Annotated in this window: 15 protein-coding genes (1 of these 15 only partly in view); 6 read left to right on the top strand and 9 right to left on the bottom strand. The window is 72.8% G+C overall.

Going from position 1 to position 14410, the window contains the following annotated elements; all coding sequences use genetic code 11:
* Window positions 1-173: the 3' end of a L,D-transpeptidase gene (locus MET2598_RS0105230; protein ID WP_026190527.1), read on the top strand. The gene continues 631 nt to the left of window position 1, outside the view; the window shows 173 of its 804 coding nt (coding positions 632-804); the start codon falls outside the window, past its left edge; the stop codon is at window positions 171-173.
* Between the two features lie 78 nt (window positions 174-251).
* Here MET2598_RS0105230 and MET2598_RS0105225 read toward each other — a convergent pair whose 3' ends face one another.
* Window positions 252-1046: a DUF2076 domain-containing protein gene (locus MET2598_RS0105225; RefSeq protein ID WP_018260100.1), complete on the bottom strand. Its 795-nt coding sequence runs from the start codon at window positions 1044-1046 to the stop codon at window positions 252-254.
* A gap of 320 nt (window positions 1047-1366) precedes the next feature.
* On the opposite strand from MET2598_RS0105225, the gene MET2598_RS0105220 reads away from it, so the two are divergent.
* Window positions 1367-3565, top strand: a complete 2199-nt coding sequence (locus MET2598_RS0105220; protein WP_036270269.1) for a malate synthase G — start codon at window positions 1367-1369, stop codon at window positions 3563-3565.
* A 44-nt stretch (window positions 3566-3609) separates the two neighbouring features.
* On the opposite strand, the gene MET2598_RS0105215 is transcribed toward MET2598_RS0105220, so the two are convergent.
* On the bottom strand, window positions 3610-4374 hold the full coding sequence (locus MET2598_RS0105215; RefSeq protein ID WP_018260098.1) for a histidine phosphatase family protein: 765 nt from the start codon (window positions 4372-4374) through the stop codon (window positions 3610-3612).
* A 29-nt stretch (window positions 4375-4403) separates the two neighbouring features.
* Here MET2598_RS0105215 and MET2598_RS0105210 point away from each other — a divergent pair, with 29 nt between their 5' ends.
* Window positions 4404-4838, top strand: a complete 435-nt coding sequence (locus MET2598_RS0105210; protein ID WP_018260097.1) for a PaaI family thioesterase — start codon at window positions 4404-4406, stop codon at window positions 4836-4838.
* Between the two features lie 81 nt (window positions 4839-4919).
* On the opposite strand, the gene mtaB is transcribed toward MET2598_RS0105210, so the two are convergent.
* Window positions 4920-6260: a tRNA (N(6)-L-threonylcarbamoyladenosine(37)-C(2))-methylthiotransferase MtaB gene (mtaB, locus tag MET2598_RS0105205; RefSeq protein ID WP_026190525.1), complete on the bottom strand. Its 1341-nt coding sequence runs from the start codon at window positions 6258-6260 to the stop codon at window positions 4920-4922.
* Window positions 6260-7141: a diaminopimelate epimerase gene (gene dapF / locus MET2598_RS0105200; protein ID WP_018260095.1), complete on the bottom strand. Its 882-nt coding sequence runs from the start codon at window positions 7139-7141 to the stop codon at window positions 6260-6262. The genes mtaB and dapF overlap by 1 nt, the downstream gene beginning before the upstream one ends.
* 110 nt (window positions 7142-7251) lie before the next feature.
* On the opposite strand from dapF, the gene MET2598_RS0105195 reads away from it, so the two are divergent.
* A complete protein-coding gene (locus MET2598_RS0105195) occupies window positions 7252-8031 on the top strand; it encodes a GyrI-like domain-containing protein (protein WP_018260094.1) in 780 nt (259 codons plus the stop codon).
* 94 nt (window positions 8032-8125) lie between these two features.
* Here MET2598_RS0105195 and MET2598_RS0105190 read toward each other — a convergent pair whose 3' ends face one another.
* Genes MET2598_RS0105190 through MET2598_RS0105180 form a run of 3 tightly spaced genes read right to left on the bottom strand, consistent with a single transcriptional unit; the run spans window position 8126 to window position 9639 of the window.
* A complete protein-coding gene (locus MET2598_RS0105190; RefSeq protein ID WP_012333438.1) occupies window positions 8126-8716 on the bottom strand; it encodes a DsbE family thiol:disulfide interchange protein in 591 nt (196 codons plus the stop codon).
* The gene (gene ccmD / locus MET2598_RS0105185; RefSeq protein WP_012333439.1) at window positions 8713-8859 is read right to left on the bottom strand and encodes a heme exporter protein CcmD; all 147 of its coding nucleotides are present in this window, start codon (window positions 8857-8859) and stop codon (window positions 8713-8715) included. Before ccmD ends, MET2598_RS0105190 begins: the two co-directional genes overlap by 4 nt.
* Before the next feature lie 15 nt (window positions 8860-8874).
* Complete coding sequence (locus MET2598_RS0105180; RefSeq protein WP_012333440.1) at window positions 8875-9639, bottom strand: heme ABC transporter permease; 765 nt, start codon at window positions 9637-9639, stop codon at window positions 8875-8877.
* Window positions 9640-9754: 115 nt separating this feature from the next.
* On the opposite strand from MET2598_RS0105180, the gene MET2598_RS38620 reads away from it, so the two are divergent.
* On the top strand, window positions 9755-9928 hold the full coding sequence (locus MET2598_RS38620) for a DUF1328 domain-containing protein (RefSeq protein ID WP_012333441.1): 174 nt from the start codon (window positions 9755-9757) through the stop codon (window positions 9926-9928).
* A gap of 42 nt (window positions 9929-9970) precedes the next feature.
* Here MET2598_RS38620 and ccmB read toward each other — a convergent pair whose 3' ends face one another.
* On the bottom strand, window positions 9971-10639 hold the full coding sequence (ccmB, locus tag MET2598_RS0105170) for a heme exporter protein CcmB (RefSeq protein WP_012333442.1): 669 nt from the start codon (window positions 10637-10639) through the stop codon (window positions 9971-9973).
* Window positions 10636-11274: a heme ABC exporter ATP-binding protein CcmA gene (gene ccmA / locus MET2598_RS0105165; protein WP_012333443.1), complete on the bottom strand. Its 639-nt coding sequence runs from the start codon at window positions 11272-11274 to the stop codon at window positions 10636-10638. The genes ccmB and ccmA overlap by 4 nt, the downstream gene beginning before the upstream one ends.
* 397 nt (window positions 11275-11671) lie before the next feature.
* On the opposite strand from ccmA, the gene acnA reads away from it, so the two are divergent.
* Complete coding sequence (gene acnA / locus MET2598_RS0105160; RefSeq protein ID WP_018260093.1) at window positions 11672-14374, top strand: aconitate hydratase AcnA; 2703 nt, start codon at window positions 11672-11674, stop codon at window positions 14372-14374.
* Window positions 14375-14410 lie beyond the last annotated feature (36 nt).

The raw sequence follows: 14410 nt of genomic DNA, 5'->3' as shown, positions 1-14410 counted from the left end.
CGCTCGGGGCCCGCGCCCTCTATCTCGGCTCCTCGCTCTACCGCATCCACGGCACCAACGAGCCGCACACGATCGGCCAGAACGTCTCGTCGGGCTGCATCCGCATGATGAACGAGGACGTCATCGACCTCTACGACCGCGTCCCGGTCGGGGCGACCGTGATCGTGAGCTGAGGCGCCCGCAACGGAAAGCCCCGCCGCGCGAGGCGGCGGGGCCCATCCTCCCGCCCGACAGGGGCGGCCCGGCCGCGATCAGACCCAGTCGTCGTTGCCGCCGGAATCGCCGTCGTCGTACGAGGCGTCCTGGTAGTCGGCACCGCCGCCGCCGAGCGGGGCGCCGAAATCCTCGCCGCCGGCATTCTGCGCGTCATTGCCGAAGTAGTTGTTCTCGATGACCGTCTCGCCGCCGGCCCCGGCCGCACCGCCGAGGCCCGCCGCGCCGAGGCTGCCGAGGCTCGAATGCCCGCCGCTGAAGGCGTTCGCGAGCGCGCTGCCGAGCAGCATGCCGCCCGCCGCGCCGGCCGCCATCGGGAGCGCGTTGGCCAGGAAGCCGCTGCGCTGCGGCTGGGGCTGGCCGGCCCAGGGACCGCCCTGCTGCGGCGCGTAGCCCGGCTGGCCGTACCCGCCCTGCTGGGGCGGATAGCCCCCGCCCGGGCCGTAGCCGGGCGGCTGCTGGCCGTAGCCCGGCTGGTTGCCCCAGGCACCGCCGGGGCGCGGCGGCTCCTGGCGGGGATCCTGGCGGGGATCTTGGCGGGGATCTTGGCGCGAGCCGCCGCCGAAGATGCTGGAGAAGAAGCCGCCGCCCGCGCCCTGACCGGCCCCCTGACCGCGCTGCGCCTCGGCGCGCGCCTGCTCGAGCTGCTGGTTGAGGCTCTTGATCGCCTCCTGCTGCACGTAGATCAGCTGCGCCATGGCGTAGGGCGCGTAGGGCTGGGTCCGGATCTTCTCGGCGATGAACCGCTCCGCGTCGGCATCGCGGGGCTGCTGCGCGGCCTGCTCGAGACGCTGGAAAATGCCGTTGATGACGTCGCGTTCTTCGCTGTTCATGGAGTCGTACTCCTATCGGCACCAGGCAGCGAGACCGCCCGGCGGCCTCCAGATGGGAGGGGCGTTGCTGTTTGTCACGGGGCACGAGAGCCGAAATCGACCGAGTCCCGGCCCCGATGAGATTACGATTTGGTCACCTGCTCTCATCCCGCCGCTCCGCTCGACCGCGGCCGCACTGACCTGACAGTTCGCGAGATTTGAAATGGTTCCGCCTCGGCAGCGTCGCCGCGCCGGCACGCGGCGCCTATCTGGGCCCTGTTTCGCCTGTTAAGGACGGCGCGCGCGGCACGCGTGACGGGCCTGCCGCCGGGAGGATGATGATGGATCGAGAAAAGGTCAGCGGGTTGCAGGTGGCGCGGGTGCTCCACGACTTCGTGGTCCGCGAGGCATTGCCGGGCACGGGCGTGTCGCCCGAGGTGTTCTGGGGCGGGCTCGCCGCCGTCCTGCGCGACCTGACGCCGAGAAACCGCGCCCTGCTCGCCAAGCGCGACGCGCTGCAGGACCGGATCGACGCGTGGCACCGCGAGCGCGCGGGCAGGCCCGTCGACGAGGCCGCCTACGAGAGCTTCCTGCGCGAGATCGGCTATCTCCTGCCCGATCCGGGCCCGGTGCGCGCCCGCACCGAGAACGTGGACGACGAGATCGCCAGCATCGCGGGCCCCCAGCTGGTGGTTCCGGTCTCGAATGCCCGCTACGCCCTCAACGCCGCCAATGCCCGCTGGGGCTCGCTCTACGACGCGTTCTACGGCACCGACGCGATCTCGGACGAGGGCGGCGCGGTCCGCGGCCCGGGCTACAACCGCACCCGCGGCGCCCGCGTCGTCACCCGCGCCCGTGCCTTCCTGGACCGCACCGTGCCGCTCGCGGGCGGGCGCCATGCCGACGTCGTGACCTACGCCATCGAGGGCGGCGCCCTCGTCGGCAACATGAACACCGGCGACACCATCCCGCTGGCGCGGCCCGAGGCCTTCGTCGGCTATCGCGGCCGGGCGAGCATGCCCTCGGCGCTGCTCCTGCGCCACAACGGCCTGCACATCGAGATCGTCCTCGACCGCACCCACCGGATCGGCCGCTTCGACGCCTCGGGCGTGGCCGACATCCTGATCGAATCCGCGATCTCGACCATCATGGACCTGGAGGATTCCGTCGCGGCGGTCGACGCGGACGACAAGGTCGTCGTCTACCGCAACTGGCTCGGCCTGATGAACGGCAGCCTCTCGGCGACGTTCCAGAAGGACGGCCGCGTGCTGGAGCGCCGCCTCAACCCCGACCGGCACTACACCGCCCCGACCGGCGGCGAGGTGACAGTGCCCGGCCGCAGCCTGATGCTGGTGCGCAATGTCGGCCACCACATGTTCACGGACGCGGTGCGCGATGCGGAGGGCAACGAGGTGCCGGAAGGCATCCTCGACGCCGCCGTCACGGCGATGATCGCGATCCACGACCTGCGCAACGAATCCGGCCTGCGCAACAGCCGCAAGGGCTCGGTCTACATCGTCAAGCCGAAGATGCACGGGCCCGAGGAGGTCGCCTTCGCGGTCGAGCTGTTCGGCCGGGTCGAGGCGATGCTGGGCCTGGAGCGCAACACGCTCAAGATGGGCATCATGGACGAGGAGCGCCGCACCACGGTCAACCTCGCCGCCTGCATCAAGGCCGCCGACGAGCGGGTCGTGTTCATCAATACCGGCTTCCTCGACCGCACCGGCGACGAGATCCACACCGCGATGGAGGCGGGACCGGTCATCCGCAAGAACGACATGAAGGCGACGCCCTGGATCAAGGGCTACGAGGAGAACAACGTCGATGTCGGGCTGGCCTGCGGGCTGCTCGGCCGGGCGCAGATCGGCAAGGGCATGTGGGCGGCGCCCGACGCCATGGCCGACATGCTGATGCAGAAGGGGGCCCACCCGAAGGCCGGCGCCAGCACGGCCTGGGTCCCGTCGCCGACCGCCGCGACGCTCCACGCCCTGCACTACCACGAGACCGACGTGCGCGCCCGCCAGGAGGAGCTCGCGCGCCGGCCCCGCTCGGCCCTGCACGAGATCCTGCAGATCCCGCTCGCCCGCTCCAACTTCGCCCCCGACGACGTCCAGCAGGAGATCGACAACAACGCCCAGAGCATCCTCGGCTACGTGGTGCGCTGGATCGATCAGGGCGTCGGCTGCTCCAAGGTCCCGGACATCCACGATGTCGGGCTGATGGAGGACCGCGCCACCCTGCGCATCTCCTCCCAGCACATCGCCAACTGGCTGCACCACGGCGTGGTCAGCGAGGAGCAGGTGATGGAGACGCTCCGGCGGATGGCCAAGGTCGTGGATCGCCAGAATGCCGGCGACCCGCTCTACACGCCGATGGCGCCGGGCTTCGACGGGCCGGCCTTCCGGGCCGCCTGCGACCTCGTCTTCAAGGGCCGCGTGCAGCCGAACGGCTACACCGAGTGGGTGCTGCATGCCCGCCGCCGCGAGGCGAAGGCGGCCGGAGCCCCGACCGAGAAGGCCCGCGAGGGCGCCACGGCGTGACGTCGCGGGCCGGCTCCCCCGGGAGCCGGCCCCGTCGGCAGGCGTCAGGCCGCCGGCCCGCCGGCGGGCGTCGAGCCGCCCTCCAGGCTCGCCCCGAGCCAGGGCTGGCTGTTGACCATCCCGACCCGCCAGCCGGCCCCGTCCGGGCCCTCGTAATGGTCGAGCCGGGTGAGCGAGCAATTCTCCACCGCGAAGGCCAGCCCGCCCTGGGGCGGCAGGGCGAGGGCGAGGGCGATCGCGGCCCGGATCGTGCCGCCATGCGCCACCGCGACGATGTCGCGGCCGCGGTGCTCCGCCGTCAGCTCCGCGATCGCGGCATGGACTCTCCCGCACAGCTCCGAAAAGCTCTCGCCGTTGGGCGGGCGCTCGTCGGCGGGGGCGAACCAGTAGCTGTCCGCCAGGGGCTGGCGCTCGGCGAAGAAGCGGGCGCGCTCCCGGCCCTGCCAGTCGCCGAGATCCTGCTCCGCCAGCGCGGGCAGCGCCGTCAGGGCGGGCGCGATCCCGTCGACCGTGAAGTCGCGCGCCTGCCACAGGGCCTCGGCGGTCTGGCGCGTGCGGCCGAGATGGCTCGACACCCAGGCCGCGCCGAGCGGCAGCACCGGGGCGAGGCCCGCGAAGACGTGGGCATCCCCGCAATCGCAGGCGATGTCGGAGCCGCCGTAGATGCGGCCGTTGTCGCCGCGCACGGGCGCGTGGCGCACCCACCACCAGCGGGTGCGGACGAAGGAGGGGGGAGGGGCCTTGCTCATCACCCCGCTATAGCCCGAATTGCCGGGAAGCCCGAATTGCCAGGACGGCGAACGCACCATACCGTCCTTTCGAAATGCGGAGCGGGCGGATGGCGGACGGGGCGGCGGATCTGATCTTCGGGGCGGACATCCCCTTCGCGCGGCTCTGCGGCGTGGAGGCGTTGCGCTTCGAGGAGGGGCGGACGCATCTGCGCCTCGCCCTCGGGCCCGCGCACGCCAACAATCTCGGCATCGCGCACGGGGGCGTCCTGTGCACGCTCCTCGACATTGCCATGGGGACCGCGGCGCGGCTCAATGCGGGGCGGCCGGTGGTGACGCTCGACATGCAGACGCGCTTCCTGTCCCCGGGGCGGGGCGTGCTCCTGGCGGAGGGGCGCGTGGTGCGGGCCGGGCAGTCGATCCTGTTCTGCGACGCCGAGGTGCGCACCGAGGGCGGCGCCCTCGTCGCCACGGCGAGCGGCGTGTTCAAGCCGACCGGCCTCGCCGAGCCGACCTCGCGGCCGGCCGGCGCAGCGAGCCCGTGAGGGAGCCGCGCCTCACGCGGCCAGGACGCCGCGCCTCACGCGGCCAGGACGCCGCGCCTCACGCGGCCAGGACGCCGCGCCTCACGCGGCCAGGAGTGTGCGCCCGTCGTGACCGGTGATGGCGAGGCGGCGCAGCGTGCCGGGCGCGACGCCCTCCGGCAGCCGCACCGGCAGGAACCCTTCCGTGCGGCCGGTGCCGCCGCGCTCGGCCAGCACCTCGCGCCGCTGCCCGACCTCCGCGGCGAGGCGGCGGGCGAGGGCGGCGGCGCCCGCCTCGCGCAGCCGCGCCGCCCGGGCGCGCGCGACCTCGCCCGGGACCTGCGGCATCCGCGCGGCCGGCGTCTCCGGGCGTGGCGAGTACGGGAAGACGTGGAGCTGCGTCAGCCCGCATTCCTCCACCAGGGCGAGCGAGCGGGCGAACTGCGCCTCGGTCTCCGTCGGGAAGCCCGCGATCAGGTCGGCGCCGAGCACGATCTCCGGCCGCAGGCGCCGGACCGTCTCGCAGAAGGCGACGGCGTCGGCGCGGGTGTGCCGGCGCCTCATGCGCTTGAGGACGAGGTCGTCCCCCGCCTGCAGCGACAGGTGCAGCTGCGGCATCAGCCGCGGCTCGGTCGCCAGCGCGTCGAGGAGGTCGGCATCCGCCTCGACCGAATCGATCGAGGACAGGCGCAGCCGGGCGAGGTCGGGCAGCGCCCGCAGCAGCGCCTTGACGAGACCCCCGAGGCCCGTCCCCGCGCCGAGATCCCGGCCGTAGGCCGTGAGGTCGATCCCGGTCAGCACGATCTCGCGGACCCCGTCCTCGACGAGATCCCGCGCCTGGGCGATCGCCGCCGCGACCGGCAGCGAGCGCGAGGGGCCGCGCCCGAACGGGATCACGCAGAAGGTGCAGCGGTGGTCGCAGCCATTCTGCACCGGCAGGAAGGCCCGGGTGCGGCCCGGCATGCGGGGCGCGGGGGCGGGCGAGGCGTGCCGCACCGCCATGACGGCGCCGACGCCAGCGGGATCCGGCGCCGCCCGGCTCTCGCCCGACCAAGTTCCGCCCAACCAAGTTCCGCCCGACCAAGTTCCGCCCGACCAAGCCCCGTCCGACCAAGTCCCGTCCGACCAAGTCCCGTCCAACCACGTCGCCGGCGCGAGCTTCGCGTGGTTGCCGACGAGGCCGGAGACCTCCAGCATCGCCCGGTAGGCCCGCGCCTCGACCTCGGCGCCGCAGCCGGTGACGACGATCCGAAGCCCGGGCCGCTCGCGCGCCGCCTGCCGGATCGCCTTGCGCGCCTGGCGGGTCGCCTCCGCGGTGACCGCGCAGGTATTCACGACCAGGAGGTCGCCGCCCGCCGGCCTGGCCGCCCCGGCCGCCCTCCTGACCGCCTCGCCCTCGACGGCGTTGAGGCGGCAGCCGAAGCTCAGCACCTCCACGGGCATCAGGCCGCGCCCGCGAACAGGGCAGGGGGGAAGCGGCCCTCCCATTCGAGCTCCGTCGGCCCGGTCATCCGCACGTGGTCGTCCTCGCCCCAGGCGATCACGAGGTCGCCGCCCGGCAGGGTCACGGTGGCGCGCCGGCCGGTCAGCCGCAGCCGCGCCGCCGCCACCAGGGCGGCGCAGGCCGCCGAGCCGCAGGCCCGGGTGAGGCCGGCGCCGCGCTCCCACACGCGCAGCCGGATGCGGTCCGCCGCGACCACCTGGGCGAGCGAGATGTTGGCCCGCTCCGGGAAGAGCGGATGCGCTTCGAGGAGCGGCCCGATCCGGCCGAGATCGTAGGTCTCGGGATCGCGGTCGACGAAGAACACCGCGTGCGGGTTGCCCATGCTGACCACGCCCGGCGAGTGCAGGATCGGCGCATCGATCGGTCCGATCTGCAATTCGATCCGCCGCGTGTCCGGGAAGGGCTCCGAGAGCGGGATCTCGTCCCAGCGCAGGTGCGGGTGGCCCATGTCGACGGTGAAATCCGTGTCGGAGACGCGGGTGACGGCGAGCAGCCCCGCCGCGCTCTCCAGGGTGAGCTGCTCGCCCGCGCGCCCCATGACCGGATCGGCGCGCATCGCCCAGGCGACGCAGCGGGTGCCGTTGCCGCAGGCGCCGGATTCCGAGCCGTCCCGGTTGTAGATCCGCAGGCGGGCGTCGGTGCCGGGCGTGACCGGATCGTGAAGCACCATGAGCTGGTCGAAGCGGGAGCGGGGATCGGCCGCGATGGCCCTCGCCTCCTCGGGCCGCACCACGTGGCTGCTGGCGCGCAGGTCCAGCACCACGATCTCGTTGCCGAGACCGTTCATCTTCAGGAAGCGGTGATCCGCGAGGGGGGACATGGTTGTGGCGGCTCGTCTTCAGGTCGCCCGTATATGGCCCGAAACGCCGCCGCGCGCGAGCGCCGCTCTCGCCGGGGCAGGCGAACCGGATTACGGTCTCGCCCGTTCGGATGGTGGCGCACGGCGCCGGCCCGACCCCCGATCCCGACCGGAGCGCTTCGCCCGTGATTGTGTCCCGTCTCCCGCTCGCCGCGCTCGGATTGGCCCTCGCCCTCGCCGCCGGATCGGGCGCCCCGCGGGCCCAGCAACCGCCCGCGCAGGCCAACCCGCTCCCGACCACCACCGATCCGGGGCCGGGGCCCCGCTCCGGCGAGGCGCCGGCCCCGCCGCTGCCCGAGAAGGCGGTGCCGCCGGGCCCCGCGCCGGTCGGCCCGCGCCAGACCCTGGTGCCGAATCCCGGGGATCCCTCGGACGTGGACGAGGTGATGCTGCCGGCCAAGCCCGCCGCGATCCTCGCCGGCAACGCCAAGTGGGACGCGGCGGTGCCGACCCTGCGCGACGCCTTCGCGCGGCTGGAGGGCGACCTCGCCAAGGCGGGCGTGCGGGCGGTGGGCCGGCCGGTCGCGGTCTTCACCCGCACGGACGACGACGGGTTCCAGTTCGAGGCGATGCTGCCGATCGAGCAGGTGCCGGACCCGAGGCCCGCCGGCCTGCCGGCCGATCTCCGCTTCGGCAGCACGCCGAGCGGCAAGGCCCTGCGCTTCGTGCACAAGGGCGCCTATGACGAGATCGACCAGACCTACGAGACGGTGACGGCCTATCTCGACGCCAAGGGCATCATCGTCCAGGACGCCTTCGTGGAGGAGTACCTGACCGACCTGAGGAGCGCGAGCGACACCGGGCTCGAGGTGAACATCTACGCGCTGCCGAAGGAGGGTGGGCCGCGGTGATACGACGTCCGACTGATCCGGGATCCGCTGCGGTCAACCGGAGCCCGGATCAGACCATCCGGCGGCCGGCCTGACCCGGCGCCGGCCCGCCCGCCTACTTCGCCGCGGCCCGCACCTTCTCCAGGAAGCTCTCGTAATTCTCCGCCGTCAGGATGCCGACGAGCTTGTCGCGGATGCGGCCGTCCGGGCCGATGATGAAGGTCTCGGGCACCCCGTAGACCCCGAAATCGATGCCGACGCGCCCGCTCTCGTCCATGCCCACGGCCCGGAACGGGTTGCCGTGGCGGCCGAGGAAGCGCCGCCCGTTCTCGGGCGCGTCCTTGTAGTCGATGCCGACGAGGTTCACCCCGTCGCGCGACAGGCGCATCAGCATCGGGTGCTCGATCTGGCAGGGCGCGCACCAGGACGCCCAGACGTTGAGCACCGTCACCTTGCCGGCGAAATCGGCGCTGGCGAGGCCCGGCACCGGCCCGTCCTGCCCCGCGAGGCCGGGCAGCCCGGGCAGCGCGAAGGCGGGGGCCGGGCGGCCGATCAGGGCCGAGGGCACCGCCGAGGGGTCGTAGCCCCGCGTGAGCAGGCGCCCGAGGAAGATCCCGGCCAGCGCGAGGAAGACCACGAGCGGCAGCAGGAAGAGGATCCGGCCGCGCCGGGCGGACGCCGCCTCGGCCTCGTCGGCGGCGCTCACGCGTCCCTCCCGTCCTGGAGCCGCGCCAGGGCGCGGCGCTGGGCGCGGAAATCGAGCACGGCGTGCAGGATCAGCGCCGCGACCACCAGGGCCGTGAAGGCGTAGGAGGCGAGGATGAAGGTGGCGTGCGGTCCGAGATCCACGGCGGGTCCGATCGGTCAGGCGATTTGGGGCGTCGGCACGGCGTCGAGCCGCTCCGCTTCGAGGATCGCCAGCGTCCGCACCCGGCGGCGCAGGATCTCGGTGCGCATCGTCGCGAGGTGCAGCGTGATCCCGAGCACCGAGAAGGCCGCGATCATCACCAGCAGCGGGTAGAGCATGGTCGGGTGGATGGTCGGCCCACCCATCCGCAGGATCGAGGCCGGCTGGTGCAGCGTCGACCACCAGTTCACCGAGAACTTGATGATCGGCAGGTTGACGGCGCCGACCAGGGTGAGGATCGCCACCGCCCGGGCGGCCCGGCCCGGATCCTCGATGGTGCGCCACAGCGCGAGCAGCCCGCAATAGATCAGCAGCAGCACCAGCATCGAGGTCAGGCGCGCGTCCCAGACCCAGTAGGTGCCCCACATCGGCTTGCCCCAGAGCGAGCCGGTGACGAGGCAGATCAGCGTGAAGGCGGCGCCGATCGGGGCGGCGGCGCGCTGCGCCACGTCGGCCAGCGGGTGGCGCCAGACCAGCGTGCCGAGCGCCGAGACCGTCATCGCCCCGTAGAAGAACACGCCGAGCCACGCGGCCGGCACGTGCAGGAACATGATCCGCACCGTCTCGCCCTGCTGGTAATCGGCGGGCGCGACGAAGAACGACAGGTAGAGGCCCGCGGCCAGCAGCACGGCGCTGAGGCCGCCGAGCCAGGGCAGGGCGGCGCCCGACCAGCGCATGAAGTGGCTCGGCTGCGCGAGCCGGGTGAGGAGGCCTTGTGCCATGGGGCGGGATCTAGCCCGGGGCCGCGGCCGCCCGCAATGCGGATGATCGGCGCATCACGGAACGCGCGCGGGAGAACCCCGTTGGGCTGCGGTTTCTCGGTCAAGGTTCCGCGACATGCTGAAATGGGCCCTCATCTTCTTCGTGGTCTCGCTGGTGGCGGGCGCGCTCGGATTCACCAACGTGGCGGCGGGCGCCCGCGGGATCGCCCGCCTGCTGTTCGGCCTCTTCCTCGTCGTCGCCGTGGTGATCGTGGTGGTCGCCTTCGCGCTCGGGCAGGCGGTGTTCTGAGCCTCGCGGCCGAGCCGGGGGCGCCGCGCGCGGCGGCGCGGGTCACTCGCTGGCGCGCAGCGCCGCGGCGGCCCCGAGCGTGCCGACGACGCCCGCCACCAGGCTGAGCGCGCCCAGGATCATGAGCGGCGTCGCGAAGGGCACGGTGCCGCCCGTGGCGGCCTCCGCCGCCGAGACCCCGAAGATCAGGGTCGGGATCATCAGGGGCAGCACCACCACGGCGAGGATCAGCCCGCCGCGGCGGATCGAGGCGGTGAGCGCGGCGCCCACCGCACCGATGAAGGTGAGGGCGGGCGAGCCCACGAGGAGCGTCAGGCTCGTCGCCGCCATGGCGGTCGGCGTGAGCGCCACCAGGAGCCCGAAGAGCGGCGCCGCGAGGGCGAGCGGCAGGCCGGTCGTCAGCCAATGGGCCAGGGCCTTGGCCAGCACCACGAGTTCGAGCGGCACCGGCGCCCCCGTGAGGAGGTCGAGGGAGCCGTCCTCCTCGTCGGCCTGGAACAGCCGGTCGAGGCCGATCAGGGTCGCCAGCACGGCCGAGAGCCACAGGATGGCCGGGCCGATCCGGGACAGGAGGTTGAGGTCGGGTCCGAGCGCGAAGGGCACCAGCACCACGATCATCAGGAAGAAGACGAGCGACAGGGCGCCCGAGCCGCCGATGCGGCCGGCGAGCCGCAGGTCGCGCAGGAGCACTGCGAGGAAGGAGCGGGTCATCGGGCGGCCTCGGCGAGGGGGTCGAGGCGCGCCGGGCGATGGGCCTCGATGGCGATCTCGCGGGCGCCCTCGAGCCCGAGCGCCTGGTGGGTCGCCGCGATCACGAGGCCGCCCTCGCGCAGGTGGGCGCGCATCAGCGCGGCGAGGATGCCCTGCGAGGCGACGTCGAGGGCGGCGGTCGGCTCGTCGAGGAGCCAGAGCGGGCGGCGGCAGACGAGGAGCCGCGCGAGCGCGACCCGCCGCCGCTGCCCGGCCGACAGGTAGGCGACCGGCAGGCCCGCCGCGTGGGCGAGCCCCATCCGGCCGAGCGCCTCGCGGGGCGACAGCGCCGCCTCGCCGAGGAGGTCGCGGGCGAAGGCGAGGTTCTCCTCGGCGGTGAGCGCGCTCTTGAGCCCGTCCCGGTGGCCGACCCCGTGCAGGCATTCGGGGATCGTGCGCTCGCCGACATCCTCCGCGCGCAGCCGCCCGGCCTCCGGCGCGAGACGCCCGGAGACGAGGGCGAGCAGGGTGGACTTGCCCGCGCCGTTGCGGCCCGTCACGACCAGCGCCTCGCCGGGGCCGAGGGCGAAGGAGAGGCCGGAGAAGATGCGCCGCCCCGAGCGGCGGCAGGCGAGCCCCTCGGCGATCAGCCGCACGGGGCCGCCCCGGCCGCGCCCGCGACGCCGCGTCCCGGCCCGCCAGGGAAGGGCGCGCGCCGCCCCCCGGGCGCGTCCCGGTGCCGCCTCGCCTGCGCGTCTCGTCTCGCCACCTCACACCCCCGTAGCGGCCACATTCGAAGTGTTCTATACGCATCCCTGGCTGCGCCGCGCGACCTTGAAGGCGTCCAAACCGTCTCTCGCGCAATCCCAGTCCGGGCACCCCCGGGGCGGCGCGCGCACCGTGGCCCTCCCGGCCCTGCCCGGGATGCCGCACGGGAAGCGGAGTCGTGCCCGCACAGGGGACCGGCGCCGCTCGCGCATCCGGCCGAACACATGACGTCTGGCGCAGGTCATCCCTGCGCCGTGTTCGACAACCCCTCGCGAGGACCACGCCGTGGCTTCCATCGACAGCTTCAAATCCCGTCAGACCCTGCAGATCGGCGNNAAGNCNTACGCCTANTACNCNATCCCNGNGGCCGAGAAGAACGGCCTGCCGGANGCGNGCCGGCTGCCCTTCTCNATGAAGGTGCTGCTGGAGAACCTGCTCCGCTTCGAGGACGACCGCTCCGTCAAGCGGGCCGACATCGAGGCCGTGACCGCCTGGCTCGACAACCGCGGCAAGGTCGAGACCGAGATCGCCTTCCGGCCCTCGCGCGTGCTGATGCAGGACTTCACCGGCGTGCCCGCCGTGGTCGACCTCGCGGCCATGCGCGACGCCATGGTGGCGCTCGGCGGCGACCCGAAGAGGATCAACCCGCTCGTGCCGGTCGATCTCGTCATCGACCACTCCGTGATCGTGGACGAGTTCGGCACCCCGAAGGCGCTGGCCGACAACGTCGCCCTCGAATACGAGCGCAACGGCGAGCGCTACACCTTCCTCAAGTGGGGCCAGACGGCGTTCGACAACTTCTCCGTGGTGCCGCCCGGCACCGGCATCTGCCACCAGGTCAACCTCGAGTACCTCGCCCAGACGGTCTGGACCAAGGCCTTCGAGAACGGGCAGGAACTGGCCTATCCGGACAGCCTCGTCGGCACCGANTCGCACACCACGATGGTGAACGGCCTGGCGGTGCTGGGCTGGGGCGTCGGCGGCATCGAGGCCGAGGCGGCGATGCTCGGCCAGCCGCTCTCGATGCTGATCCCCGAGGTGGTCGGCTTCAAGCTCTCGGGCAAGCTGCCGGAGGGCACCACCGCCACCGACCTCGTGCTGACCGTCACCCAGATGCTGCGCAAGAAGGGCGTGGTCGGCAAGTTCGTGGAGTTCTACGGCCCCGGCCTCGACGACATGGCGGTGGCCGACCGCGCCACGATCTCCAACATGGCGCCCGAATATGGCGCGACCTGCGGCTTCTTCCCGGTCGACGCCAAGACCATCGACTTCCTGAAGGTCACCGGCCGCGCCGACGAGCGCATCGCGCTGGTCGAGGCCTACGCCAAGGCGCAGGGGATGTGGCGCGACGCCGCGACCCCCGACCCGGTCTTCACCGACACGCTGGAACTCGACCTCGCCGACGTGAAGCCCTCGCTCGCTGGCCCCAAGCGCCCGCAGGACCGGGTGCTGCTCGATTCCGCCAAGGCCGGCTTCGCCGCCTCGATGGAGAGCGAGTTCCGCAAGGCCGCCGACATCGCCAAGCGCTACCCGGTCGAGGGCGCCAATTTCGACATCGGCCACGGCGACGTGGTGATCGCGGCGATCACCTCCTGCACCAACACCTCGAACCCGAGCGTGATGATCGGGGCGGGGCTGCTCGCCCGCAACGCCGTCGCCAAGGGCCTGCGCTCGAAGCCCTGGGTGAAGACCTCGCTCGCCCCCGGCTCGCAGGTCGTCGCCGAGTACCTGGAGAAGGCCGGGCTGCAGCAGAGCCTCGACGCGCTCGGCTTCAACCTCGTGGGCTTCGGCTGCACCACCTGCATCGGCAATTCCGGCCCGCTGCCGGCGCCGATCTCCAAGGCGATCAACGACAACGACGTGGTCGCGGCCGCCGTGCTGTCGGGCAACCGCAACTTCGAGGGCCGGGTGAATCCGGACGTGCGGGCGAACTACCTCGCCTCGCCGCCCCTCGTCGTCGCCTACGCGCTCGCCGGCTCGCTCCAGGTCGACCTGACCCGGGAGCCGCTCGGCACCGGCTCGGACGGCAAGCCGGTCTACCTGAAGGACATCTGGCCCTCCTCGGCGGAGGTGAACGCCTTCATCGAGCAGACCATCACCTCCGCCCTGTTCAAGAGCCGCTACGCCGACGTGTTCGGCGGCGACGCGAACTGGAAGGCGGTCGAGGTGACCCCGGCCCAGACCTTCCAGTGGAATTCCGGCTCCACCTACGTGCAGAACCCGCCCTACTTCGTGGGCATGGAGAAGACCCCGGCGCCGGTCACCGACATCGTCGGCGCCCGCATCCTCGGGCTGTTCCTCGACTCGATCACCACCGACCACATCTCGCCCGCGGGCAACATCCGGGCGGCCTCGCCGGCCGGCGCCTACCTGCAGGAGCATCAGGTCCGGGTGCAGGACTTCAACCAGTACGGCACGCGCCGCGGCAACCACGAAGTCATGATGCGGGGCACCTTCGCCAACATCCGCATCAAGAACCAGATGGTCCGCGACGCGTCCGGCACGGTGGTGGAGGGCGGCTGGACCCTCTACCAGCCTACGGCTGAGAAGATGTTCATCTACGACGCGGCGATGCGCTACCAGCAGGAGGGCACGCCGCTGGTCGTGTTCGCCGGCAAGGAATACGGCACCGGCTCGTCGCGCGACTGGGCGGCCAAGGGCACGAAGCTGCTCGGGGTGCGGGCGGTCATCGCCGAGAGCTTCGAGCGCATCCACCGCTCGAACCTCGTCGGCATGGGCGTGGTGCCGCTGGTCTTCCAGGGCGAGACCAGCTGGGCCTCCCTCGGCCTCAAGGGCGACGAGACCGTGACGATCCGCGGCCTCGCCGGGGAGCTGAAGCCGCGCCAGACCCTGGTGGCGGAGATCACCGGGGCGGACGGCGCGACCCGGGAGGTGCCGCTCACCTGCCGGATCGACACCCTCGACGAGCTGGAATACTTCCGCAACGGCGGCATCCTTCCCTACGTGCTGCGCCAGCTCGCGGCGTAACGAACCGGGCCGGGCGCCCGCCCGGCCCCCTCCCGA

The organism is Methylobacterium sp. WSM2598 (assembly GCF_000379105.1).
GTDB lineage: Bacteria > Pseudomonadota > Alphaproteobacteria > Rhizobiales > Beijerinckiaceae > Methylobacterium.
Note: the sequence above shows the minus strand (reverse complement) of the source record. Positions and strands in the feature narration are given on the sequence as shown.

Excerpts from the sequence above, each read along its gene's own strand:
- MET2598_RS0105220 (WP_036270269.1), top strand. The coding sequence starts at position 1,367 with ATGGATCGAGAAAAGGTCAGCGGGTTGCAGGTGGCGCGGGTGCTCCAC.
- MET2598_RS0105195 (WP_018260094.1), top strand. The coding sequence starts at position 7,252 with ATGGTGGCGCACGGCGCCGGCCCGACCCCCGATCCCGACCGGAGCGCT.
- MET2598_RS0105225 (WP_018260100.1), bottom strand. The coding sequence starts at position 1,046 with ATGAACAGCGAAGAACGCGACGTCATCAACGGCATTTTCCAGCGTCTC.
- MET2598_RS0105180 (WP_012333440.1), bottom strand. The coding sequence starts at position 9,639 with ATGGCACAAGGCCTCCTCACCCGGCTCGCGCAGCCGAGCCACTTCATG.
- mtaB (WP_026190525.1), bottom strand. The coding sequence starts at position 6,260 with ATGCCCGTGGAGGTGCTGAGCTTCGGCTGCCGCCTCAACGCCGTCGAG.
- dapF (WP_018260095.1), bottom strand. The coding sequence starts at position 7,141 with ATGTCCCCCCTCGCGGATCACCGCTTCCTGAAGATGAACGGTCTCGGC.
- MET2598_RS38620 (WP_012333441.1), top strand. The coding sequence starts at position 9,755 with ATGCTGAAATGGGCCCTCATCTTCTTCGTGGTCTCGCTGGTGGCGGGC.
- ccmB (WP_012333442.1), bottom strand. The coding sequence starts at position 10,639 with ATGACCCGCTCCTTCCTCGCAGTGCTCCTGCGCGACCTGCGGCTCGCC.
- MET2598_RS0105210 (WP_018260097.1), top strand. The coding sequence starts at position 4,404 with ATGGCGGACGGGGCGGCGGATCTGATCTTCGGGGCGGACATCCCCTTC.
- MET2598_RS0105215 (WP_018260098.1), bottom strand. The coding sequence starts at position 4,374 with ATGGTGCGTTCGCCGTCCTGGCAATTCGGGCTTCCCGGCAATTCGGGC.